This window comes from Pseudomonas sp. WS 5532, from assembly GCF_012985445.1.
GTDB classification, from domain to species: domain Bacteria; phylum Pseudomonadota; class Gammaproteobacteria; order Pseudomonadales; family Pseudomonadaceae; genus Aquipseudomonas; species Aquipseudomonas edaphica.
This window is the reverse complement of sequence record NZ_JAAQWK010000003.1, coordinates 364622-386927: the sequence shown is the minus strand read 5'-3', so window position 1 is coordinate 386927 and position 22306 is coordinate 364622. Positions and strand designations below refer to the sequence as shown.

Sequence of the window (22306 nt, the reverse complement as noted above, 5' to 3'; positions counted from 1 at the left end):
CGCGCATTTTCCCGGCATGGACCGGCGTTCTGTAGTGCGTTCCAGTGGATTACTTGCCTGATCCTCTGAGTCTTGTGGGTTGTCGGTGACACTTGCTTGGTGTGCGCGGTACAGTTCGGTCACGCGTTAAAAGAGCCTTTTATGACGATTAATCCATTGCCCCTGGACGCCTTGATCCAGGCGATCAACGCGCAGGTCACGGCGCCCGGCGATTACCCCATGCCAGTCCCGGGCCTGGGCTTTTATCGGCGTGAGCAGCCGGCAGCGCCGGTGGTGTGCATGGTCGAGCCGTGCGTCGTGCTGGTCGCCCAGGGTGAAAAACAACTGTGGGTTGGCGGTGAAGGCTACCCCTATGACCCGACGCGGTTTCTGCTGACGTCTTTGGATATCCCGGCCAACTCCGAAGTGCTGGTTGCCAGCCCGACCCGGCCCTGCCTGGGCCTGACCTACAAACTGGACCTGCGCATCCTCGCCGAGCTGATCGCCCAGAGTGAGTTGCCGCCCACTCGGGAGCGGGCAGTGATGAAAGGGGTGGGAATCGGCACGGTCACCGAAGGCATGCTGGCAGCGTTCGCACGCTTGGTCGCTTTGCTGGACGAACCCGAGGCGATCCCGGTACTCGCGCCGTTGATTCAGCGTGAAATCCACTACCGGCTGTTAAACACCGACCAGGCCGGGCGCCTGCGCAGGATCTGCGCCGTTGACGGGCAGGGCTATCGGATCGCCAAGGCGATCGATTGGCTGAAGCTCAACTACACCGCACCGTTGCGGGTGGAGGAGTTGGCGGCGCGGGTGCAGATGAGCGCTGCCACCTTTCATCATCACTTTCGTCACCTGACCGCGATGAGCCCTTTGCAGTATCAGAAATGGCTGCGCTTGAATGAAGCGCGGCGCTTGATGCTCAACGAACATCAAGACGTGTCCAGTGCGGCGTTCAAGGTGGGTTATGAAAGCCCGTCACAGTTCAGTCGTGAGTACAGCCGGCTGTTCGGTGTGCCGCCCAAGCGCGACATGGCCGCCTTGCGCGGCAAGCTCACTGATCAACCGAGCTCAAGTTAGCGAAAAAAATACAGCCGATCAGCCGCGCAAACAGGCTCAGGGTTTCCGGCAGGTTGGGGTCTTCAAACAGCATCGCGCGTGAATCCAGCGCGCACAATGCGCCGAACAGGCGCCCATCAGGCAGGAATATCGGCGCACCGGCGTAGCTTTCGATGGCGAACTGCTTGACCACCGGGCGCGCGGCGAAGCGGCCGTTGTGGCTGATCTGCGGGATGAACAGGGTCTGCGGGTTGATGCAGAACTCACTGCACAGTGTGGTTTCGAGGTCGAGCACGTCGTCGACATGAATGCCCATATCGGCCGTGTCGTGCACCGAGCAGACGACCCACTCAAGGTCAGTGAATTTGGCGATGCCGGCAAAGCGCATGCCGGTCAGGCGGGTAACCAGTTGCAGGATGCTGGTAGTGGCTTCTATTTCGGCGATGGCAGCGCGTTCGTCGGCGCTGAGTAGCGAGTGTGCTGCGGTGACGCTTGGAACCATGTTCAGGCACTCCAAAGGCATGGCGGCAGGGGCCGCCACACCAGGTCAGTAGTCAGTTGATGCGTGGGTGCTGCTGCACCAGGTTCTGGCGCTTGGCTTCCAGTTCGGCAATCTGAGTGTCGATGTCTTCGATCTTCTGCTCGATATTGTCGTGGTGCTCTTGCAGTATTTCCTTGGCTTCTGCCATGTCCGAGGCCGCAGGCGCGGCGCCGCGCAGTGGCTTGTTGGCGGTTTCCTTCATGGTCAGGCCCGTGATCAAGCCGACCACGGCAAACACCATCAGGTAGTAGGCGGGCATGAACAGGTCGTTGGTGCTTTCCACCAGCCACGCCACGGCGGTGGGGGTGACACCGGCGATCAATACCGAGACGTTGAACGCACTGGCCAGCGCGCTGTAGCGCAGGTGCGTGGGGAACATAGCCGGCAGGGTCGAGGCCATCACGCCGATAAAGAAGTTGAGGACCACCGCCAGGATCAGCAGGCCGGCGAAGATCAGGCCGATCTTGCCGCTGGTGATCAGCATGAACGCCGGAATGGACAGGAACAGCAGGCCCACGCTGCCGGCGATGATGAAGGGTTTTCGGCCGATCTTGTCACTCACAAAACCAATGAACGGTTGCACGAACAGCATGCCGACCATGATCGCGATGATGATCAGTACGCCGCTGTTTTCTTTGTAATGCAGGTTGTGCGACAGGTAGCTGGGCATATACGTGAGCAGCATGTAGTACGTCACGTTGGTGGCCGCGACGATACCGATGCAGGTCAGCAGGCTGCGCCAATGCTGGGTCGCGACTTCCTTGAACGAGACTTTGGGGCCGTGGGTCAGGCCCTGGCGGTCGCCTTGTTCGAGTTTGTCCATGTGCTGCTGGAAGGCCGGGGTTTCTTCCAGCGCGTGACGCAGGTACAGGCCGATGATGCCCAGGGGCAGGGCGAGGAAGAACGGCAGGCGCCAGCCCCAGGCCTCGAAGTCGGCTTCACCGAGGATCGTCGAGATCAGTACCACGACGCCGGCACCGAGCACAAAACCGGCGATGGAGCCGAAGTCCAGCCAGCTGCCAAGGAACCCGCGTTTACGGTCCGGCGCATATTCGGCGACAAAGATCGAGGCGCCGGTGTATTCACCGCCCACCGAGAAGCCCTGGGCCATTTTGCACAACAGCAGCAGGATCGGCGCCCAGATGCCTATCGAGGCGTAGCCGGGGATCAGGCCGATGGCGAAGGTGCTCAGGGACATGATCACGATGGTGGCGGCCAATACTTTCTGCCGCCCGTATTTGTCACCCAGGGCACCGAAGAACAGGCCGCCCAGCGGGCGAATCAGGAAGGGCACGGAGAAGGTACCCAAGGCAGCGATCATTTGTACGCTGGGCGAGGCGTCGGGGAAGAACACCTTGCCGAGCACATAGGCGACGAACCCGTAGACACCAAAGTCGAACCACTCCATGGCGTTACCCAGTGCGGCGGCGGTGATCGCCTTGCGCACCTTGGTATCGTCGACGATGGTGATGTCTTTCAAACCGATGGGTTTGACGCTTTTCTTACGTAATTTCATGCGGGTCACTCTAAAACTGAACAGGGGAGGTGCCATCGTTGCGATGGCACCGCTCTGTCAGTTCAGATACAAGCCGACATGAAATAATTCACCTCTATTTGCGTTTTTTTGCTGATGCGTTGAACTTCATGGCATCAACAAGGAATTATGCGCATGCCTGACACCCTCTCACGCCTGATCTACCGCAAGCCCGAAGCCAACGATGTGCAGCGATTGTTCGCGATCTTCGGTGACCCGCAGACAAATATGTTCAACCCCGCAGGGCCGATGGCCAGCCTGGAGCACGCCCAGCGTGTGCTCAACCATTGGCTCGAACAGTGGGCCGCCCAGGGTTATGGCTGGTGGGCGATCGCCCGTAAGGAGCAGCCTGGGCACCTCATTGGCTTTGGCGGCATAGCGCCGCTTAATTACCTGACCGAGCGGCGCATCAACCTGGGTTATCGCTTCGCCGTGGAGGCGTGGGGGCAGGGCTACGCCACCGAGCTGGGTCGGGATGCGCTGGCGCTGGCCTTCCAAACACTGAATCTGCCGGAGGTTTTCGGTCTGGTGCGACCCGATCATGCGGCTTCGATCCGTGTGTTGGAAAAGCTAGGCATGCAGCCCTACGGCCTGCTCGACGATGTACCGGGCAAGGCGCCTAGCCGGGTGTTTCGCGTTTGTCATCCTACAACCGCTTTGAACTGATTGTTTATACGCCCAAGTAATACCTGAAGAAACGGCAATCTTTCAGATTGACACCGCCAAGGCGCCCGGCTATAAAAGTCGCAGTTGTACGACGACATATGACGTTACATATGTCCTATCTAACAAAAATAAAAAGTGATGCCATGAATTTGAATGAGCCCATCAACGCCCACCGCGTCGGCCAGGCAGTCGGCAACTATCGCTGGACCATCTGCGCGATGTTGTTCTTTGCCACCACCGTCAATTACCTCGACCGCCAGGTGCTCAGCCTCTTGGCGCCGCAACTGTCGACGCAATTTGGCTGGAGCAACACCGATTACGCCAACATCGCTGCGGTGTTCCAGTTCGTTTATGCGATTGCCATGCTGTTTGCCGGGCGGTTTGTCGACAAGATCGGCACCAAGGCGGCCTATGTGGTGGCGATTGCCATCTGGTCCACCGGCGCGATCATGCATGCGTTCTCGGTGCCGATGGGCGCGGGGATTGCCTCGCTCAGCGCCGCCATCGGCCTGGCGGTGATTCCGGTATCGATTGCTGGCTTTATGCTCTCCCGCGCCGTGCTGGCGATTGGCGAGGCGGGCAACTTCCCCATCGCGATCAAGGCTACTGCGGAATATTTCCCGAAAAAAGAACGCTCCCTGGCCACCGGCATCTTCAACTCCGGCGCCAACGTGGGTGCAATCCTCGCGCCGATCTGTGTGCCGCTGATTGCCGGCATGTGGGGCTGGGAAGCCGCGTTTATCGTGATCGGCATGCTCGGGTTTGTGTGGGTGGCGGTGTGGTCGATGCTCTATGAGAAACCGGAGCAGCAAAAGCGCTTGTCCGCCGAAGAACTCGCCTACATTCGCAGTGACCAGACCGTACAGCCTTTCGCGCCTGAGCCTGTGGGGGCGACGCCGAAAAAAGTCTCGTGGTTCAAGCTGCTGACCTACCGCCAGACCTGGGCGTTCGCCTTCGGCAAGTTCATGACCGACGGCGTGTGGTGGTTTTTCCTGTTCTGGCTGCCCACGTACCTGTCGGCGCAATACAACATGAAAGGCGCGGATATCGTGATGCCGTTGGCCGTGCTGTACAGCATGACCATGGTCGGCAGTATCGGCGGCGGCTGGTTCCCCAGCTACTTTATGGCGCGCGGTGATGCCCCGTATGACGGCCGCATGAAAGCCATGCTGGTGATCGCGCTGTTCCCTCTGGTGGTGCTGTTGGCGCAACCGTTCGGTTACCTGAGCTTCTGGGTGCCGGTGTTGTTGATCGGCGTGGGCGCCTCGGCGCACCAGGCGTGGTCGTGCAATATCTTCACCACCGTGTCGGATATGTTCCCGCAAAAAACCGTGGCGTCGGTGGTCGGCATCGGCGGTATGGCGGGCGGCCTGGGCGGTGTGGTGATGACCAAGATCGGTGGCTGGGTGTTCGACTACTACAAGTCCATCAACGACATTCACACCGGCTATATGATCATGTTTGCGATTTGTGCCTTGGCGTACCTGGTCGCGTGGAGCGTGATGAAGGCGCTGGTGCCGCGGCATAAGGAAATCACTGACCTGTAAACCCGTCCCCTGTGGCGAGGGCGCTTGCTCCCGTTGGACTGCGTAGCAGTCCCATGCTCTTGAAGCAAAGAGCAGGGGCCGCTTCGCAGCCCAGCGGGAGCAAGCTCCCTCGCCACAGTGACAAGGTTCAACGGCGGTTACCGATTGCGTGTCACCCGCCAAACGGTGTTGGCCAAGTCGTCAGCAATGATCAGCGCACCTTTGGGGTCGACCGTCACGCCCACCGGGCGGCCACGGGTCTTTCCGTCGTCGCCACGGAAACCGGTGGCGAAATCAATCGGTTCGCCAGCCGGCTTGCCGTTGCTGAACGGTACGAAGATCACCTTGTAGCCCACCGGGTTGTCGCGGTTCCAGCTGCCGTGTTCGCCGACAAACACGCCGTCGGCGAATTGTTCACCCATGGCCGGTATCGAAAAATCCACGCCCAGTGCCGCAACGTGCGAGCCCAGGCTGTAATCCGGCTTGATCGCGGCCGCCACTTTCAGTGGGTTCTGCGGTTGCGCGCGGGGGTCGACGTTCTGGCCCCAGTAGCTGTAGGGCCAGCCGTAGAAGGCGCCTTCGCGCACTGAGGTGAGGTAGTCCGGCACCAGGTCGGGGCCGAGTTCATCGCGTTCGTTGACCACCGTCCACAATTGCCCCGAGCCCGGCTGAATGGTCAGTGCGGTCGGGTTGCGCAGGCCGGTGGCGTAGGGCTTGTGCGCGCCGCTGGCTGCGTCGATCTGCCAGACCATGGCGCGGTCGATCTCCACTTCCATGCCGCGCTCGGTGATGTTGCTGTTGGAGCCAATGCCCACATAGAGCTGGCGCCCGTCTTCGCTGATGGCCAGGGATTTGGTCCAGTGATGGTTGATCTGCGCCGGCAGGTCGGTGATTTTGGTCGGCGCGCCGCTGGCTTGGGTCTGGCCGTCGGTATAGTCGAAGCGCACCAGGGCATCCTGGTTGGCCACGTACAGCTTGCCGTCGGCGAAAGCCAGGCCATAGGGCGCGTTGAGGTTGTCGGCAAACACGGTCTTGAGCTCGTAGTTGCCGTCACCGTCGGCATCGCGCAGCAACGTGATGCGGTTGCCACCCTTGACCTTGGTGTTGCCCTGAGCCTTGATCACGCTGGCGATTACATCCTTGGGCTTGAGCTTGGCCGCACTGCCGCCACGGCCTTCGGCGACGAGGATATCGCCATTGGGCAGCACCAGGGTTTGCCGAGGAATGGCCAGGTCGGTGGCGATGGCCGTGACGCTGTAGCCTTGCGGCACCGTGGGTTTTTGCTCGCCCCAGGGTGTCGGCTCGGCAATCTTCATGCTCGGCAGCAGGCTGCTTTGTTGCTCGGGCAGTTTGGGATCGGGACCGCGTGCCTGGGTTTTGTCGCCGGCGTCGCCACACGCGCTCAGCAACAGCGCTGCGCTCAGTAAGGTCAGCGTATTGAGTGGGTTCATTTGGCAGCTCCCGAGCGCAGGTTGGTCAGGCCGACCCATGTGGCAAAAATCGCCAGAACCGTCACGATCACCGACAGTACCAGGCCAACAGGCATCATGGCGTAGGCGTCCTTGGCATGTTGGAAGGCGTTGACCAGCCCGAGTCCCCAGGTGATCAGTAACAGCAGGAAGTACGCGGCGGGGCGTCCGCCTTTATGCTCGGCGCGCACCAGGTTGACCAGCGCGAACAACAATGCAAAGCCACAAAACACCAAGGCACCGGCGATCAGCCAGGACGCGAAGTTGGCCCATTGGATCTGATAGGTCTGGCCGTAGGCGATGTCACTGAGCAACGCACCGAGAAACAGCGGCACGGTGCCGGCCAACAGGGTCGAGTGCAGCGGGCCAGGCCTGACGAGTGGGTAGGCGGGAAGGGTGGTCATAGGGTCGCGGCTCCTTGTTTTATCCAACGCCCCGGGGCGGGGCAGCGCATAGGGAAGGAGCGTAGAGCCTGGCGGATAGTTCAGCGCAATTCGTGTCGAAATATTATTTCAGGGTTTGAGAGGGCTTTAACGGGTCCACACATAGCGCACCTCTTCCAGCGTCACGCCACCGCGCACCAGCGTGCGACGGCTACCTGGGTCTTCAGTGCCGCCAAAGCGTGTATAGAAACGTACGGCTCTTTGGTTGGCGGCTAAAACCCATAAGGAAATGCGTTTATAACCCTGTTCAACCAAACGTTGGAAACCCGCCTGCCACAATTGCGCGCCGATGCCGTGACCCCAGTAGTCCGCCAACACGTAGATAGCCATGACCTCTCCCGATGCGACCTCGGGCGTGTCCGTATCCCGGCAAAGGCCCAGCGACAGCCAGCCGATAACGTTGCCATCCACTTCGGCGACTAATACGCCAGCGTCTTGGCTTTCAATCAAGCGCGCCCAGTTAGCCTCTTTCTGCGGCAGTGTTGTGCTCAGCGAGGCCAGAAAATCTGCTGGCATCAGGTCTACATAAGCCTGTTGCCAACTGCTCACATGCACCTGAGCGATGTGCTTGGCGTCCTTGGGCAATGCATCACGAATCATAACCATCCCTTGTCGTTAATTTGTCGAAACCAGGGTGCCCATTCACTGTTACAGAATAGGTTCTCATTATGCAGAGCCCTGAAAACTGGCATGCTTCAGGGCCTGACAAAAGGAACCGTGTCCATGCCAACCCTGCACCTGCTGTGCGGCAAGATCGCCTCCGGCAAATCCACCCTGGCCAACACTTTGGCCGCTGAACACGCCGCCATCCTGTTGAGCGAAGACCATTGGCTCGCCACCCTTTACCCCGGTGAAGTCCTCTCGATTGCCGATTACGTGAGCTGCGCCCAGCGTATTCGAGGTGTGCTCGGGCCGTTGGTGATCAACGTGCTGCGATCGGGCATCAGCGTTGTGTTGGACTTCCCGGCCAATACGCTGGCTAATCGCGAGTGGCTGCTGAGCTTGGCCCAGGCTGCGCGAGCGCCGCACTGCCTGCACTATCTGGAGCTGGATGACGCCACCTGCCGCAGCCGTTTACAGGCGCGCAATGCCCAGGGCGAGCATGATTTCGCCGCCACCGACGCCGAGTTTGACCTGATCACCCGCCATTTCTGTGTGCCGAGTGAGGCGGAAGGCCTGGTGATCGAGGTGCATCACCCATGAGTACGGTGACCGGTGTGGATGCCCAGGGCTGTGTGCTGACGCTGGGCAATGCCGCCTTCCAGCCTGAGTTTGAGCCGCTGCTGGCGGATGTTATCGCCAGCCTCTCCCAGTCCGGGCTGGACGGCATTTATGTGTATGGCAGTGTCGCCAGGGGCGAAGCCCGCCCAGGTGAGTCGGACCTGGACCTTAGCCTGATTCTGCTCGAACCGCCGGATGCACAGGTATTGGCACACTTGGAAACGCTGCGCCAGGCGCTGGAGCAACGCCACCCGGTGGTCACCAAGATTGACTTCGATATCGGCCACCGCGCCGAAGTACTGGCGCCCGAAAATGCAAATAAATGGGGTTTCTGGCTCAAGCATCATTGCCGTTGTGTGTGGGGCGAGGATCTTTCGCTGCGCTTTGAACGCTTCCAGCCTTCGCGCGAAATCGCCCTGGCGTTGAATGGTGATTTTGAATCCGTGTTGAGCGGCTATCTCAACCTCATCCATCAGGCCAATACCCCAACCGAGCGCCTGCGGCTGCAACGCGAAGCGGCTCGCAAGCTGATTCGAGCGACCAACATATTGCGCGGCCCCGACGCGCCCTGGCCGTACACCCTCGAAGAGCACGTTGCCTTGTTCGTACAGCATCACCCCGCGATGCGCATCCAGATCGCGTATTTCCTGTTCGAGGCGCGAAACCCGAGTGCCGTGGGCGAGCCCTTCAGCGTGCGACTGCAAACCTTTATCGACTGGATGGTTTCACAGCAGGTATAGACAGCAGGTATAGATAGGTAATTTGGCACTCAGGCTCACTTTACCTACGCTGCGCACATCAGGATTTAAAACGCCCGACCAAGCCATTCAGCTCCTGCGACAGGCTCGATAACCGCCCCGAATCATCCTGCGCAGCATTGGCCAGGCTCTCCACCAACCTTGCCTCGTCATAGATCTGCTGGATATGGCGGTTGATTTCTTCGGCCACGCTGTGTTGTTCCTCGGCGGCGGCGGAAATCTGCAGGTTCTGGTCGCGGATCTCGTTTACCGACAACTGGATGCCCTCGAAACTGTCCCGCGCGTTTTCGATGGACGACACGCTGGCGCGGGACAGGTCCAGGCAACTGCTCATCTTCTGGGTGACTTCTTCGGTCTTGCTGCCGAGGGTGCCGAGCAACTGCTCGATCTCGCCGGTGGAGTCGGAGGTGCGCTTGGCCAGTGCGCGCACTTCGTCGGCCACCACGGCAAAACCACGGCCCTGATCACCGGCGCGGGCGGCTTCGATGGCGGCGTTGAGGGCCAGCAGGTTGGTCTGCTCGGCGATGGCGCGAATAGTGCCGAGGATCTGGTTGATGCTGCGGCTGCCGGCTTCCAGCTCGACCATGGCCTGGGATGACTCGGTCAGGCGGCGGCCCAGGCGGTTGACGTTATCGGTGGTGACTTCGATCTGCTGTTTGCCTTCGGCCACACGGCGATGGCCGTTCTCGGCCGACTCCGCCGCGCCGCTGCACGAGCGTGCGACTTCGTTGGCGGTGGCGACCATTTCATTGAACGCGGTAGACACCAATTCCACCGCCTCACGCTGGCGCCCGGCGGCTTCGTTCATGTTGTGTGCCACTTCGCTGTTGACCCGTGACGCGTCCTGAAGATTGGTGGAGGCCGCGCCAATATGCTGGATCAGCTGACGGATTGCGGCGAGGAATTTATTGAACCAGCCCGCCAGCTCGGCAGTTTCATCCTTGCCCTGTACTTGCAGCTCATGGCGCAAATCGCCTTCACCCTGGGCGATGGACTGCAAGCCGGTACTGACCTGGCCGATCGGTTTGACGATCACCTTGGAAAACGCCGCGGCGATCAGCCCGAAGATCAGCACCAGCACGGCCACGATTGCCGTGGTCAGGTAGGTCATGCGCGTCGCCGCTGCCATGACTTCGCTGTATTCGATCAGCCCCACATACCGCCAGCCCAGGCCCGGCGAGGTCCACACGTTGGCCATGTAGCGCACGCCGTCGATGACCACCTCGGTTGAGCCCTGGGGCGTCTCGGCCAAGTGCGCATACGGCGCGCCGAGGTCCTTGAGCGGCTTGAAGTTGTGCGCGGCGTTGCGCGGGTCGACCAGCACCACGCCGTCTTCGATCAACATCACGTAGCCGCTTTCACCCAGCTTGATGCTCTTGAGCAATTCGGTGAGGTTCTTCAGCGACACGCTGACCACGAACACGCCCTTGGCCTTGCCGCTGCTATCGAGCAGCGCACGTGCGGTGCCCACCAGCGCCACATCATCCTTGTCGTAGTAGTAAGCGGGTGTGCGCACGGTCTTGTTGGGGCTGGCCATGGCAGCCTTGTACCAGGGGCGGGTGCGCGGGTCGTATTTGGCCAGTTGTGGGTCATCGGGCCATTTGGCGTAGGTGCCGTCTTCGAGGCCAATGGACAGAATCGCAGCGGAAGGGTGGGTGGCGCCAAAACGGGCAAACTGGTCGATTACCTGCTGCGCCTGGGCGGGCATTGGCTGACTCGCGGCGTTTGCAGGCTGATAATCTTTTAGAGTGTTCACTGAAGTGTATACAGGATCAGCGGACATTTGATCGACGTTCTGCAAGGTGCCGTCGAAGAATTGCCGGATATTGCCATCGATCTGACGTATTTCGCGGGTGCTGCCATCAATAAACTGATCGACCGCCTGAGTCCGCGTGTTCATGACGGAGATAACTGCAACCAGGCTAACCGGGATAAAGGCGACAGAGACGAACGCGAGAACGAGCTTGTTTTTTATTTTCATCGAGACGACCACTGGGCGAAGAGGCGATTTGATATCACTGACTGTCTCGGCCCGAGGGTTATAAAGCTTTAGCTTTATTTTGTGTACAACAACAATTGATTTTGTCCTGAGAAATTAACCTGCCGGAAGGCGCACTTGGATTAACCCTTGATTGCCTTCAAGGCAGCCTTCAGGCCGCCGGTCGCGCTGGTCAGCGGCGTCGGCCCTGCCGTCACGAGAGCAGCGGCCCCGGCCATGGAGGCTTGGGCCAGCGCAATCACGGATGCGCCATCGATATAGGCCTGATCGGCCGCCCTGGCGATGGTCGACAGGTAGCCATCAATATCGCCCGCCTTGAACAGCGCCCAGGCGCCTGGAACCAGCTGCACGTCAACGGTTGCGTCTGAGTGCAACGCTGCGCGGTGGAACAGGCTCGAGGTGGGGGCGAGGGTGGTTTCGACGGCGCATAACACCACAACCTTGCCGCCTGCTTGAACGGCTGTGAGAGCGAGGGCTTGGTCCGCCCTGAGGATGGATGACTGGGTACACTCGTCAAGCTCATCAACCGATGGCCCCAACGTCGAGCAGGTGAGTACCACGACGTCAGCGTGTTGAGCGAGTGAAAGTAATGCGTTGGCGGTTGAGGCCGCAATTTCAGGCGTGAGATTACCCATTTCTTCCGCCGCAGCCAGAAGGTCGGTACGCACTTCATGCTGCAAAACGGCGGGTGCGATTCCCAGTGCTTGTGCGGCTGCGTCGAAGACGGCAATGTTGCTGGCTGCGGTATGAAGGCAGGTGATTCGCATAGGGGGTCGCCAGGTTGGAAGTGCTGAGCCCCACAGTGTTATCACAGTTAAGATGCCGTCGACATCTTCTCATTAAGGACAATGCATGCCACTGATCACGGAACGTGTAGCGCTGGCCCGCAACGGCGCCAACGATAAGGTTATTTGCCGCATGGCCTCAGGCTGGGCGGTGATGGGCGATGTGCAGTTCTTGCCGGGCTATTGTTTGTTGTTGCCCGACCCGGTGGTTGCCAGCCTCAATGATCTGGATGCCGAGGCGCGTGCAATCTACCTGCTCGATATGGCGCGCCTTGGCGATGCCGTGCTGGCGGCTACCGGTGCCCTGCGCATGAACTACGAGATTCTGGGCAACTCGGAACCGGAGTTGCATTGCCATATTTTCCCGCGTTACGCCTCGGAGCCGGAGGGCAAACGCAAGATGCCGGTGTGGTTCTACGACTGGAAAACCGCCATACCTTACGCTGAAGATCAACACGGTGAGTTGCGCAACACGATCGCGCAGTTACTCAAATCCGCCATGGAAGCTGGATGATGCATAGAAATAATCTGGTCCCGGAATTGATGGTGACCGACCTGAACTGCAGCCTTGAGTTCTGGGTCGGTTGTCTGGGGTTCACGGTGGCTTATCAGCGCCTGGAAGACGGCTTCGCGTATCTTGACCTGGACGGAGCCCAGGTGATGCTTGAACAAGTCGACCCACTCGCCAGTCAATGGCTCACGGGGGCGTTGGAACGGCCATTCGGGCGCGGCATGAACCTGCAAATTGATGTCGTGGCGGTACATCCGGTTATTCAACGGCTGGAGAGGGCGGCCTATCCCGTGTTCAAGGCCTGCAAAGACGTGTGGTACCGGGCAGGCGAGGTCGAGGTTGGGCAGCGCGAGTTTCTGGTGCAGGACCCGGATGGTTATCTGGTAAGACTGGTAGAGCGGCTTGGTGAAAGGACGAGAGACAATGCGTGAGCGCAAGGCGGCACGCCTTTTGGTGATCAGCCCGGCTCGAAAAGTGCTGCTGTTCCGGTTCGTCCACAAGGACGGGGCACTGGCCGGCAGGAATTACTGGGCGACGCCCGGCGGCGGTGTTGAAGCCGGGGAAACCTTTCACACCGCTGCGATCCGTGAGCTGCGCGAAGAGACCGGCATTGTGGTCAGTGACGTACAAGCGCCGGTAGCAGATCGCCGATTTGAGCTGATGCTACCCAGTGGTGAAACGGTGTTGGCCATTGAGCAGTACTTTGTTGTGCAGGCGCAAAACGAGCACCTGTCGCGAGACGAATGGACAGTGCAAGAAGCCCAGGTCATGGCGGATCACCATTGGTGGTCCACCGAGGAGCTGCATTCGACGGCAGACACGGTATGGCCAGAAGGGCTTATCGACATGCTCGCGCAGGCAGGCGTTTTTTAAAGCATGGCCAGGATATCGGCAGTGGCTGTGACCCTGGCGTAATCCATCGCCAGGTTGCTCAGCGACAGTGCATGCACATCCTCGGCAGGCCAGAGGCGGCCCGATAAATCGGCTTGATCAAAGGTGTAGCAGGCGTCCGCCGCCACTGTTACCTCAAAACCCAGGTTGCCGCCGGAGCGCGCCGTAGACTCGACAGAGTTGTTGGTGATCACCCCAACGATCACCAATTGCCGGATCCCACGCACATGCAGCCAACGCTCCAGGCCGGTGGCGGCGAACGCATCCGGGACGTTTTTTTCCACCACATGCTCATGCTTGAGCGGTGCCAGTGCCGGCTGGAACTCACAGCCCGGTTGGCCCGGCCAAAACACCGAGCCTTCGCTGCGGGACATGTGCCTTACATGCACCACGGGGCGATTGGACTGCCGCCATGCACGCTGCAGGTGCTGTATCTGCACCTCGGCGTCGGGGTTATTGCGGCGCCCCAGCGTGGGGTCATTCATGCCTTGCTGCATGTCGATGATCAACAACGCGGCGTTTGTGGCTAGCGGTTCCATGGCACATCCTTTAGCTGGATCAGGCGCGAAACATAGCAGCGATTGGGCGTGCTTAAACAGGTCTATTGTTCGAAGCTCATTTGCACGATGCACATCGATCCAAAGTGGGAGCTGGCTTGCCTGCGATAGCGGTCTATCAGTGCATAAATCTGTTACTGACCCACCGCCATCGCAGGCAAGCCAGCTCCCACAGTCGCCGATACTCCCATCGAGCGCTGGTGCCTTCAATCGCCGTGTGAACCTTGCGCTACGGCTTCGTAAGCAATCAGGGCCGATTGAGTGTATTCACATAAGCACTGAACATAGCGGCCATGCCATTGGCATACACCTCGATTTCGGCAGCGGTGCGCGGGCTGAAGGAAAAGTCCTTGCCCACGCAACCCAGCGTGCTGCGGATCAGGTCACACGCCAGTGCGCGGGTTGCGTCGGGCACCTCGGGCAGCAACTCGTGCATGAAGGTCTCAAAGGCTTGCCGGCCGGCCGCGCGCACTTGCACGGCTTCCGGTGCATCGCGGTACAGCGGCGCCGCGTCGTGGAGCGCACCGCGCATCAGCGCCTCTTCGCACTCGGAATGAATAAATGCATGCACCAGTGTGCGCAGGCGGGTCAGCGGCGCTATTTCGGTTTTTTCGAGGATGTCGCGCAGCATTTGGGTGGTCTGCTGCCACTCATCGCTCTGCAATCGAAACAGGATCGCGGCCTTGTTGGGGAAATATTGATACACCGAACCGACACTCACGCCGGCTTTTTCCGCGACCCGCGCGGTGGTGAAACGCGTAGCGCCTTCCTTGGCCAAAACCTGAATAGCGGCTTCGAGAATCGCCGCCACCAACTCGGTCGAGCGTGCTTGTTGTGGCTGTTTGCGCGAGGCAATACGGGGCGTCTGGCGGGTGGTCATTTCGGGTTCCGAGCGCTGGGCGAACGCGAATAGCGAAGGCGATGAATCACTCGCATACTTTTAATGCGACGAATTAATCGCATCTTAGTCCCCATTCGACGGAAATCAATCATGACCACCCTGACCACCGCGCCTCTTGCAGCCCTGATCGAACGCCTCTACGCCCAAGCCAATGCGGCGACCAGCCCGCTCATCGATACTGTATCGCCGCAAGAGCGCAACCGCCTGATGTACAGCAAAACCGAGTACCTTGAGCTTTACACGATGCTCAAGGATCTGTGGCTGCCTGTATCGCGTGACACCGGCAACCTGCTCTATATGCTGGCCCGCAGCAGCCATGCAAAAGCTATTGTCGAGTTCGGCACCTCGTTCGGGTTGTCCACCTTGTTCCTGGCTGCCGCGCTGCGCGACAACGGCGGCGGCGTGTTGATCGGCAGCGAATTCGAACCGTCAAAGATTGCCCTGGCGCGCGAACATTTCATCGAAGGCGGCGTCAGCGACCTGATCGAGGTGCGCGAAGGCGACGCGCTGGTCTCATTGGCTGCAAACCTGCCGCAAACGGTCGACCTGCTGCTGCTCGATGGCGCCAAGTCGCTGTATGGCGATGTGTTGAACCTGGTAGAGAAGCACCTGCGGCCGGGCGCGCTGGTGGTGGCTGACAACACCAACTACTGCCCTGAATACCTGGCGCACGTGCGCGAACCTGGGAACGGCTATCTGTCGGTGCCGTTTGCCGATGATATCGAACTGTCGATCCGCCTCGGCTAAGGTTCAGCGCTTGCTCAATGCCAAGCGCGCGGCGAACAACACGAAGATCATGCCGGTGGTGCGGTCCATCCACCGGATCACCTTTTCCCTGCGCAGGAAACCGGACAGCGGTCGGGTGGCGCCAATCAGCAGCAGTGACCACAGCAGGCCCAGCAGCACATGAATGCTGACCAGGCCAAAGGTCCAGGCAATCAGCGGCTGGCCTTGGGGGATGAATTGCGGCAGGAAGGACACGTAGAAGATGCCCACTTTGGGATTCAGCACATTGCCCAGCATGCCCTTGAGGAACCAGTTGCCGCCCGGTTTGCCCTCGGCTTTGGCGGGTGACAGTGAGCGGCGTGGGCGCACCAACATGTTCAGGCCCAGCCACGCGAGATAAGCCGCGCCGCAATATTTGAGCAGGTTGTACGCCAGCTCCGACACTGCAATCAAAGCGCCCAGGCCAAACGCCACGGCCGCGCCCCACAGCAAGCAACCGGCGTTGATGCCGAAGGTGGCGTGCAGCGCCTGGCGTTTGCCTTCGACTGTGGCGGTGCGCAGCACCAGCGCGGTATCCAGCCCCGGCGTGAGCGTGAGCAGGGTGGCGGCGAAGGTAAAGGCGAGGAGGTTATCGGTAATGGACATGGGCCGATGGCTCAAAGTGTGGTGGGTGGACGTTAGCACCGATCGGCAGCCGATTCGCAAAACCCTGAGACTTCCCGGCGAAAATCTTCATAATGGCGGCCAATTTGTTTAGCTCGTTATTCTGGTGTGCCCGCATGGAAATTAAGGTCAACTTTCTCGACAACCTTCGGCTTGAAGCCAAGTTCGATGACTTCACGGTGATTGCCGACCAGCCGATTCGCTACAAAGGCGACGGTTCGGCCCCGGGTCCGTTCGATTACTTCCTGGCTTCGTCGGCGTTGTGCGCGGCGTACTTTGTGAAGCTGTACTGCGCAACACGCAATATTCCCACCGAGAATATTCGCCTGTCACAGAACAACATCGTTGATCCGGAAAACCGCTACAACCAGATCTTCAAGATCCAGGTCGAGTTGCCAGCGGACATCTCCGACAAGGACCGCCAGGGCATCCTGCGTTCCATCGACCGCTGCACCGTGAAGAAAGTCGTGCAGGCCGGGCCGGAATTTGTGATCGAGGAAGTGGAAAACCTCGACGCGGATGCGCAGGCATTGTTGATGCCCAATTCCACCTCCGAGGCGGGCACCTACATCGCCGGCAAGGACCTGCCGCTGGAGCAGACCATCGCCAATATGTCCGGCATTCTCGCCGGCCTGGGCATGAAGATTGAAATCGCCTCGTGGCGCAATATCGTGCCCAACGTGTGGTCGTTGCATATCCGCGACGCACACTCGCCGATGTGTTTCACCAACGGCAAGGGCGCAACCAAGGAAGGCGCATTGGCGTCTGCCCTGGGCGAGTTTATCGAGCGGCTTAACTGCAACTTCTTCTACAACGACCAGTTCTGGGGTGAGGAGCTGGCCAACGCGCCGTTCGTGCATTACCCGGACGAACGCTGGTTCCAGCCTGGGCCCAAGGACGAGCTGCCGAGTGAAATCCTCGATGCCTACTGCCTGAAGGTCTACAACCGTGAGGGCGAGCTGCGTGGCTCGCACCTGTTCGACACCAACTCGGGCAATGAAGAACGCGGGATTGTTGCGCTGCCGTTCGTGCGCCAGTCCGACGGCGAAGTGGTGTATTTCCCGTCCAACCTGATCGAAAACCTCTACCTCAGCAACGGCATGAGCGCGGGCAATACCTTGGCTGAAGCCCAGGTGCAGTGCCTGTCGGAGATCTTCGAGCGCGCCGTGAAGCGCGAAATCATCGAAGGCGAGTTCGCCTTGCCGGACGTGCCCGCAGAAGTGCTGGCCAAATACCCCGGCATTGTCGCGGGTATCGAAGGCCTGGAGGCCCAGGGCTTCCCGGTGCTGGTCAAGGACGCATCCCTGGGCGGCGAGTTCCCGGTGATGTGCGTCACCCTGATGAACCCTCGCACCGGCGGCGTATTCGCCTCGTTCGGCGCACACCCAAGCATGGAAGTGGCGCTGGAACGCAGCCTCACCGAACTGCTCCAGGGCCGCAGTTTTGAAGGTTTGAATGACCTGCCGCAGCCGACCTTTGAAGGGCAGGCGGTGACCGAGCCGAACAACTTTGTCGAGCACTTTATTGACTCAAGCGGCGTGGTGTCGTGGCGCTTCTTCAGTGCGCAGTCGGACTATGAGTTCGTCGAGTGGGACTTCTCGGGCGAAGGTGAAAATTCCAACGCCGAAGAAGCCGCCACCCTGTTCGGCATTCTCGAAGGCATGGGCAAAGAGTCCTATATGGCGGTGTACGAACACCTCGGCGCCACGGCTTGCCGGATCCTGGTGCCGGACTACTCGGAAATCTACCCGGTGGACGACCTGATCTGGGACAACACCAACAAGGCGCTGTTTTTCCGTGCCGATATCCTCAACCTGCACAGCCTTGATGAGGAGGCGCTGCAGGCGTTGGTCGAGCGTCTGATCGAAAGCGAGCTGGACGATTACACCGACATCACCACCTTGATCGGCATTGAGTTCGACGACAACACGGCGTGGGGCCAGTTGACCATCCTGGAGTTGAAACTGCTGATCTTCCTGGCCTTGCAGCAATATGAGGAGGCCAAGGAGTGCGTGGAGATGTTCCTGCAATACAACGACAACACCGCTGAACGCGGCCTGTTCTACCAGGCTGTGAACGCAGTGTTGGAGATGCAGTTGGACGACGACCTGGACCTCGCCGATTACGAGGCCAACTTCCGCCGAATGTTCGGTAACGAGCGGATGGATGCGGTGATGGGTTCGGTCGATGGCAGTGTGCGGTTTTATGGCTTGACCCCGACCAGCATGAAGCTGGAAGGCCTGGATCGGCATTTGCGCTTGATTGAGAGCTATAAAAAACTGCACTCGGCGCGGGCCAACGTCACTTCAGCCTGACACAATCCCCCTTGTGAAAGCTGGCTTGTGTGGGAGCTGGCTTGCCTGCGATAGCATCACCGCGGTGCAACTGATACACCGAGGTGTCTGTATCGCAGGCAAGCCAGCTCCCACAGGCGTCTAGATCAGGGCCAGCGCCTGAGCCAGATCGGCTCTCAAATCTTCCACATCCTCAACCCCCACCGACAACCGCACCAACCCATCGCCGATCCCCAACTGCGCCCGCGTCGCCGCAGGAATGCTTGCATGGGTCATGATCGCCGGGTGTTCGATCAGGCTTTCCACGCCGCCGAGGCTTTCGGCCAACGCGAAAATTTTCACGTTTTCCAGAAAACGTGTGGCACCCGCCAGGTCACTGTTCAAATCCACCGAAATCATCCCGCCAAACCCGCGCATCTGCTTGCGCGCCAGTGCGTGCTGCGGGTGCGAGGCCAGGCCTGGGTAGTACACCCGCGACACTTGCGGCTGCTGTTCCAGCCAGGTGGCCAGGTCCAGTGCGTTGCTGCAATGGCGCTCCATGCGCAGTGCCAGGGTTTTTACCCCGCGCAGGGTCAGGAACGCATCGAACGGGCCGGCAATCGCGCCGACCGAGTTTTGCAAAAAGCCCAGGCGCTCGGCGAGTTCCGGGTTGTGGCCGACGATGGCGATACCGCCGATCACGTCGGAGTGGCCGTTGAGGTATTTGGTGGTGGAGTGCACCACGATGTCGAAGCCCAGCTCCAGTGGGCGCTGGATCCATGGGCTGGCGAAGGTGTTATCGGCCACGCAGATGATGCCGCGATCGCGACAGATACGCGCAATGGCGCTGAGGTCGGTGAGGCTCAGCAGCGGGTTGCTCGGGGTCTCGACCCAGACCATGCGTGTGTCGCTCTGCAGTGAGGCTTCAAAGGCCGACAGGTCGCTTAAATCGACAAAGCTGAAACGGTGCCCGGCACTGCGTTGACGCACCTTGTCGAACAGCCGGAACGTGCCGCCATACAGGTCGTTGCCGGAGACAATATGCGCACCGGCATCCAGCAGTTCCAGCACAGTGGAAATCGCCGCCAGCCCCGAAGCAAACGCAAACGCCGCACTGCCGCCCTCCAGGTCGGCCACGCAGCGCTCGAGGGCAAACCGCGTGGGGTTGTGGGAGCGCCCGTAATCAAACCCCTTGTGTACGCCGGGGCTGTCTTGCAAATAGGTGGAGTTGGCGTAGATCGGCGGCATCAGCGCGCCCGTGGTTGGGTCGGGGGATTGCCCGGCGTGGATCACACGGGTGGCAAACGCGCTTTTATCGGGCAGGCTCATGCAAGGGATCTCCGTAGGTGGTTAAGCAGGTCGACGCGGGTGATCAGGCCATGGAAGCCGGATGTGTCGGCAATAATCGCGACCAGGCCGCGATCCAGTTCCGCCTGCAATTGGGCCAGGCTGGCGCTGGGGGCCAGGGTTTGCAAGGTTTTGCTCATGGCGTCTGCCACCACCATGGAAAAGTGTGTGGCGTCCTGATGCAGGCCCAGCAGGATGTCGGATTCGTCGATGACGCCGACCAATTCACGGCCGTCCACCAGCACCGGTAGCTGCGAGACATCCGCCAGGCGCATGCGCTGGAAGGCGGTGAGCAAGCTGTCGTCGGGGCTCACGCTGATCACCCGGCCGTCTTCGAAGCGCCGCGCGATCAGGTCGCGCAGGTCGCCGTAGTGTTTGTATTGCAACAGGCCCGCGTCGTTCATCCATTGGTCGTTGTAGACCTTGGACAAGTAGCGCGTACCGGTGTCGCAGACGAAGGTGACCACACGTTTTGGCTCGGTTTGTTCGCGGCAGTAACGCAGTGCGGCGGCAAGCAGGGTGCCGGTGGATGAGCCGCCGAGGATGCCTTCGGCCTTGAGTAACTGACGGGCGTGGTCGAAGCTTTCTTCATCGCTGATGGAGTAGGCATGGCGCACACTGGAGAGGTCGGCAATCGAGGGGATAAAGTCTTCGCCGATGCCTTCCACGGCCCAGGAGCCGGGCGTTTCCATGTTGCCGCTGCGGCTGTATTCGGCCATCACCGAGCCCACCGGGTCGGCCAGCACCATTTCCAGTTCGGGCTGCACGCGTTTGAAGAAGCGCGTAAGCCCGGTGAGGGTGCCGGCCGAGCCGACACCGACCACAATCGCGTCCAGATCATGCTGGGTTTGCGCCCAGATTTCCGGGGCGGTGCTGGTTTCGTGGGCCAGCGGGTTGGCGGGGTTGTTGAACTGGTCGGCGAAGAATGAACCGGGAATGTCTTTGGCCAGGCGCGCGGCCACATCCTGGTAGTACTCGGGATGGCCCTTGCCGACATCGGAACGGGTGATGTGTACTTCGGCGCCCATGGCCTTGAGGTGCAAGACCTTTTCAGTCGACATCTTGTCGGGCACCACCAGCACCACACGGTAGCCTTTGGCCCGGCCGACCAGCGCCAGGCCCAGGCCGGTGTTGCCGGCGGTGGCTTCGATAATGGTGCCGCCTGGTTGCAGGCGGCCGTCACGTTCGGCGGCGTCGATCATGGCCAGGCCGATACGGTCCTTGATCGAGCCACCGGGGTTTTGCGATTCCAACTTGAGAAACAGCGTGCAAGGGCCAGTATCGAAACGGCTGACCTTGACCAGCGGCGTGTTGCCGATCAGTTCGAGCACGGCGGGACGTGGGAGGCTGGGCATGAATTCACCTTGGTTGCGAGCAGACAGAGGTGGTGCAGCAAAGTAAAGGCGTGCCTTGGAACATAGGCCGGGATCGCGCCGGTCGCAACCGGGCGGTCCGTTGGATGTCTTTTTTTGGCGCATGAACCCGACAGGGCGTTTACAGCAGCGCGCCCAACGCCTGTTGTACGCGCGCACTGGCAGCTTGCATCGGCGCGCGCAGTTCGCTGCCGATCAAGCCCTGCAACGCCAACCCAGCCTTCACCGGCGCCGGGTTGGGCTCTATGAACATCGTGTTGATCAGCGGCAATAACGTGAAAAACGTCGTCCTGGCCTCGGCCAATTGGTTATCGCGTACTTGCTGGCACAGCGCCACAAAGGCCTCGGTATGCAGATGCGCCGAGGCCGCAATCGCGCCACTGGCGCCCAGGCACAGCGCGTTAAAAATCTGGACGTCTTCGCCGCACAACACATTCACGTCACCACTGGCCAGCAACGCCAGGGTATTGGCCAGGTTGCCGCCACAATCTTTGATCGCGCTGATTCGCGGGTGTTTGACGATGCTCAACAACGTGGCCTGCTCAAAGGTCACGCCGGTGCGGTAGGGAATGTCGTAGAGCACAATCGGCACGCTGGAGGCATCCGCCAACGTGCGGAAAAACGCCTCAAGGCCAGCCTGGGAAGGGCGGATATAGCTGGGCGCGGGCACCAGCAGACCGGCTACCGGGCGCTTGAGAATTTCGCTTTGAAAGTGCAGCAGTTCTATCTGGTTGTTGCCCGCCAGGCCCATCACCACCTGCTGCGCGGGCACCCATTGCAGCACGGCATCGAGCACGGCGAGCTGCTCCTGACGGCTCAACGACGCGGCTTCGCCCGTGGTGGTGCAGACCATGATCCCGGCGACGTGTTTTTCCAGCAGGTGACCGACCAGCCGGTGCAGGCCGATAAAGTCGATGGCGCCATCCTGAAACGGCGTGACTATGGGAACCCAGATACCTTGAAACGATGACATGCACTTTCTCCTGATGGTTGACCGCTAAAGTCACCGTCAGAAGGGCAGAGGGATTGTGCAGAAGGAGGAGGAGGGGGCCGCCGCGCTCAATGTCCTGTCAGCTCATCTGAC

At 60.2% G+C, this 22306-nt stretch carries 23 protein-coding genes; 10 read left to right on the top strand and 13 right to left on the bottom strand.

Annotated features, from left to right (window positions below; all coding sequences use genetic code 11):
- Positions 1–141 precede the first annotated feature (141 nt).
- Entirely contained in the window at positions 142–1059 is a 918-nt protein-coding gene (locus tag HBO23_RS08470; RefSeq protein WP_170037674.1) for an AraC family transcriptional regulator, read from the top strand.
- Here HBO23_RS08470 and HBO23_RS08465 read toward each other — a convergent pair.
- Positions 1034–1540: a GAF domain-containing protein gene (locus HBO23_RS08465; protein ID WP_017138954.1), complete on the bottom strand. Its 507-nt coding sequence runs from the start codon at positions 1538–1540 to the stop codon at positions 1034–1036. The two genes, HBO23_RS08470 and HBO23_RS08465, sit on opposite strands and share 26 nt — an antisense overlap.
- Before the next feature lie 52 nt (positions 1541–1592).
- Complete coding sequence (gene proP / locus HBO23_RS08460; RefSeq protein WP_017138953.1) at positions 1593–3095, bottom strand: glycine betaine/L-proline transporter ProP; 1503 nt, start codon at positions 3093–3095, stop codon at positions 1593–1595.
- A gap of 153 nt (positions 3096–3248) precedes the next feature.
- Between proP and HBO23_RS08455 the strand changes: the two genes are divergently transcribed.
- Positions 3249–3779, top strand: coding sequence for a GNAT family N-acetyltransferase (locus HBO23_RS08455; RefSeq protein ID WP_017138952.1), 531 nt, complete (start codon positions 3249–3251; stop codon positions 3777–3779).
- 143 nt (positions 3780–3922) lie between these two features.
- Complete coding sequence (locus HBO23_RS08450) at positions 3923–5326, top strand: MFS transporter (protein ID WP_099549644.1); 1404 nt, start codon at positions 3923–3925, stop codon at positions 5324–5326.
- Positions 5327–5463: 137 nt separating this feature from the next.
- Here HBO23_RS08450 and HBO23_RS08445 read toward each other — a convergent pair whose 3' ends face one another.
- From HBO23_RS08445 to HBO23_RS08435, 3 genes are all read right to left on the bottom strand, one after another.
- Entirely contained in the window at positions 5464–6756 is a 1293-nt protein-coding gene (locus HBO23_RS08445; protein WP_170037671.1) for a sorbosone dehydrogenase family protein, read from the bottom strand.
- Positions 6753–7178 (bottom strand): DUF2231 domain-containing protein, encoded by a 426-nt coding sequence (locus HBO23_RS08440; RefSeq protein ID WP_170037668.1) that lies wholly within the window; start codon positions 7176–7178, stop codon positions 6753–6755. The genes HBO23_RS08445 and HBO23_RS08440 overlap by 4 nt, the downstream gene beginning before the upstream one ends.
- A gap of 126 nt (positions 7179–7304) precedes the next feature.
- The gene (locus HBO23_RS08435) at positions 7305–7817 is read right to left on the bottom strand and encodes a GNAT family N-acetyltransferase (protein WP_017138949.1); all 513 of its coding nucleotides are present in this window, start codon (positions 7815–7817) and stop codon (positions 7305–7307) included.
- Positions 7818–7940: 123 nt separating this feature from the next.
- On the opposite strand from HBO23_RS08435, the gene HBO23_RS08430 reads away from it, so the two are divergent.
- Both HBO23_RS08430 and HBO23_RS08425 read left to right on the top strand, forming a co-directional pair.
- On the top strand, positions 7941–8420 hold the full coding sequence (locus HBO23_RS08430; RefSeq protein WP_170037665.1) for an ATP-binding protein: 480 nt from the start codon (positions 7941–7943) through the stop codon (positions 8418–8420).
- Complete coding sequence (locus tag HBO23_RS08425; protein ID WP_170037662.1) at positions 8417–9178, top strand: nucleotidyltransferase domain-containing protein; 762 nt, start codon at positions 8417–8419, stop codon at positions 9176–9178. The genes HBO23_RS08430 and HBO23_RS08425 overlap by 4 nt, the downstream gene beginning before the upstream one ends.
- A 58-nt stretch (positions 9179–9236) precedes the next feature.
- On the opposite strand, the gene HBO23_RS08420 is transcribed toward HBO23_RS08425, so the two are convergent.
- A complete protein-coding gene (locus HBO23_RS08420) occupies positions 9237–11177 on the bottom strand; it encodes a methyl-accepting chemotaxis protein (protein ID WP_169986249.1) in 1941 nt (646 codons plus the stop codon).
- A 140-nt stretch (positions 11178–11317) separates the two neighbouring features.
- A complete protein-coding gene (locus HBO23_RS08415) occupies positions 11318–11962 on the bottom strand; it encodes an aspartate/glutamate racemase family protein (RefSeq protein ID WP_170037659.1) in 645 nt (214 codons plus the stop codon).
- 85 nt (positions 11963–12047) lie between these two features.
- On the opposite strand from HBO23_RS08415, the gene HBO23_RS08410 reads away from it, so the two are divergent.
- Genes HBO23_RS08410 through HBO23_RS08400 form a run of 3 tightly spaced genes read left to right on the top strand, consistent with a single transcriptional unit; the run spans position 12048 to position 13364 of the window.
- Positions 12048–12494, top strand: a complete 447-nt coding sequence (locus HBO23_RS08410; protein WP_170037656.1) for an HIT domain-containing protein — start codon at positions 12048–12050, stop codon at positions 12492–12494.
- Entirely contained in the window at positions 12491–12922 is a 432-nt protein-coding gene (locus tag HBO23_RS08405) for a VOC family protein (protein WP_170037653.1), read from the top strand. Before HBO23_RS08410 ends, HBO23_RS08405 begins: the two co-directional genes overlap by 4 nt.
- Positions 12915–13364, top strand: coding sequence for an NUDIX domain-containing protein (locus HBO23_RS08400; protein WP_138451234.1), 450 nt, complete (start codon positions 12915–12917; stop codon positions 13362–13364). The genes HBO23_RS08405 and HBO23_RS08400 overlap by 8 nt, the downstream gene beginning before the upstream one ends.
- Here the strand turns inward: HBO23_RS08400 and HBO23_RS08395 are convergent.
- Together HBO23_RS08395 and HBO23_RS08390 are read right to left on the bottom strand one after the other, a co-directional pair.
- The gene (locus HBO23_RS08395) at positions 13361–13921 is read right to left on the bottom strand and encodes a cysteine hydrolase family protein (RefSeq protein ID WP_017138942.1); all 561 of its coding nucleotides are present in this window, start codon (positions 13919–13921) and stop codon (positions 13361–13363) included. The genes HBO23_RS08400 and HBO23_RS08395 overlap by 4 nt on opposite strands.
- Before the next feature lie 265 nt (positions 13922–14186).
- Complete coding sequence (locus HBO23_RS08390) at positions 14187–14819, bottom strand: TetR family transcriptional regulator (protein WP_170037650.1); 633 nt, start codon at positions 14817–14819, stop codon at positions 14187–14189.
- 111 nt (positions 14820–14930) lie between these two features.
- Here HBO23_RS08390 and HBO23_RS08385 point away from each other — a divergent pair, with 111 nt between their 5' ends.
- A complete protein-coding gene (locus HBO23_RS08385; protein WP_170037647.1) occupies positions 14931–15587 on the top strand; it encodes a class I SAM-dependent methyltransferase in 657 nt (218 codons plus the stop codon).
- 3 nt (positions 15588–15590) lie between these two features.
- Here the strand turns inward: HBO23_RS08385 and HBO23_RS08380 are convergent, their stop codons facing one another.
- Positions 15591–16211: a LysE family translocator gene (locus HBO23_RS08380; protein ID WP_017138939.1), complete on the bottom strand. Its 621-nt coding sequence runs from the start codon at positions 16209–16211 to the stop codon at positions 15591–15593.
- 134 nt (positions 16212–16345) lie between these two features.
- Between HBO23_RS08380 and HBO23_RS08375 the strand changes: the two genes are divergently transcribed.
- A complete protein-coding gene (locus HBO23_RS08375; RefSeq protein WP_169986243.1) occupies positions 16346–18544 on the top strand; it encodes an OsmC domain/YcaO domain-containing protein in 2199 nt (732 codons plus the stop codon).
- Between the two features lie 120 nt (positions 18545–18664).
- Here HBO23_RS08375 and HBO23_RS08370 read toward each other — a convergent pair whose 3' ends face one another.
- The 3 genes from HBO23_RS08370 to dapA form a co-directional block, all read right to left on the bottom strand.
- Entirely contained in the window at positions 18665–19831 is a 1167-nt protein-coding gene (locus tag HBO23_RS08370; RefSeq protein ID WP_099549649.1) for a cystathionine gamma-synthase, read from the bottom strand.
- Positions 19828–21204 carry a cystathionine beta-synthase gene (locus HBO23_RS08365; protein ID WP_170037644.1) on the bottom strand — a complete coding sequence of 459 codons (1377 nt, stop codon included), beginning with the start codon at positions 21202–21204 and terminating at the stop codon, positions 19828–19830. The genes HBO23_RS08370 and HBO23_RS08365 overlap by 4 nt, the downstream gene beginning before the upstream one ends.
- Positions 21205–21343: 139 nt before the next feature.
- Positions 21344–22195, bottom strand: a complete 852-nt coding sequence (gene dapA / locus HBO23_RS08360) for a 4-hydroxy-tetrahydrodipicolinate synthase (protein ID WP_170037641.1) — start codon at positions 22193–22195, stop codon at positions 21344–21346.
- Between the last annotated feature and the right edge of the window lie 111 nt (positions 22196–22306).

Coding starts and splice junctions, on each gene's coding strand:
- HBO23_RS08465 (WP_017138954.1), bottom strand. CDS start 1,540: ATGGTTCCAAGCGTCACCGCAGCACACTCGCTACTCAGCGCCGACGAA.
- HBO23_RS08430 (WP_170037665.1), top strand. CDS start 7,941: ATGCCAACCCTGCACCTGCTGTGCGGCAAGATCGCCTCCGGCAAATCC.
- HBO23_RS08390 (WP_170037650.1), bottom strand. CDS start 14,819: ATGACCACCCGCCAGACGCCCCGTATTGCCTCGCGCAAACAGCCACAA.
- HBO23_RS08385 (WP_170037647.1), top strand. CDS start 14,931: ATGACCACCCTGACCACCGCGCCTCTTGCAGCCCTGATCGAACGCCTC.
- HBO23_RS08420 (WP_169986249.1), bottom strand. CDS start 11,177: ATGAAAATAAAAAACAAGCTCGTTCTCGCGTTCGTCTCTGTCGCCTTT.
- HBO23_RS08395 (WP_017138942.1), bottom strand. CDS start 13,921: ATGGAACCGCTAGCCACAAACGCCGCGTTGTTGATCATCGACATGCAG.
- HBO23_RS08450 (WP_099549644.1), top strand. CDS start 3,923: ATGAATTTGAATGAGCCCATCAACGCCCACCGCGTCGGCCAGGCAGTC.
- HBO23_RS08365 (WP_170037644.1), bottom strand. CDS start 21,204: ATGCCCAGCCTCCCACGTCCCGCCGTGCTCGAACTGATCGGCAACACG.
- HBO23_RS08435 (WP_017138949.1), bottom strand. CDS start 7,817: ATGATTCGTGATGCATTGCCCAAGGACGCCAAGCACATCGCTCAGGTG.
- HBO23_RS08410 (WP_170037656.1), top strand. CDS start 12,048: ATGCCACTGATCACGGAACGTGTAGCGCTGGCCCGCAACGGCGCCAAC.
- dapA (WP_170037641.1), bottom strand. CDS start 22,195: ATGTCATCGTTTCAAGGTATCTGGGTTCCCATAGTCACGCCGTTTCAG.
- HBO23_RS08380 (WP_017138939.1), bottom strand. CDS start 16,211: ATGTCCATTACCGATAACCTCCTCGCCTTTACCTTCGCCGCCACCCTG.
- HBO23_RS08425 (WP_170037662.1), top strand. CDS start 8,417: ATGAGTACGGTGACCGGTGTGGATGCCCAGGGCTGTGTGCTGACGCTG.
- HBO23_RS08400 (WP_138451234.1), top strand. CDS start 12,915: ATGCGTGAGCGCAAGGCGGCACGCCTTTTGGTGATCAGCCCGGCTCGA.
- HBO23_RS08375 (WP_169986243.1), top strand. CDS start 16,346: ATGGAAATTAAGGTCAACTTTCTCGACAACCTTCGGCTTGAAGCCAAG.
- HBO23_RS08370 (WP_099549649.1), bottom strand. CDS start 19,831: ATGAGCCTGCCCGATAAAAGCGCGTTTGCCACCCGTGTGATCCACGCC.
- proP (WP_017138953.1), bottom strand. CDS start 3,095: ATGAAATTACGTAAGAAAAGCGTCAAACCCATCGGTTTGAAAGACATC.
- HBO23_RS08445 (WP_170037671.1), bottom strand. CDS start 6,756: ATGAACCCACTCAATACGCTGACCTTACTGAGCGCAGCGCTGTTGCTG.
- HBO23_RS08455 (WP_017138952.1), top strand. CDS start 3,249: ATGCCTGACACCCTCTCACGCCTGATCTACCGCAAGCCCGAAGCCAAC.
- HBO23_RS08405 (WP_170037653.1), top strand. CDS start 12,491: ATGATGCATAGAAATAATCTGGTCCCGGAATTGATGGTGACCGACCTG.
- HBO23_RS08470 (WP_170037674.1), top strand. CDS start 142: ATGACGATTAATCCATTGCCCCTGGACGCCTTGATCCAGGCGATCAAC.
- HBO23_RS08440 (WP_170037668.1), bottom strand. CDS start 7,178: ATGACCACCCTTCCCGCCTACCCACTCGTCAGGCCTGGCCCGCTGCAC.
- HBO23_RS08415 (WP_170037659.1), bottom strand. CDS start 11,962: ATGCGAATCACCTGCCTTCATACCGCAGCCAGCAACATTGCCGTCTTC.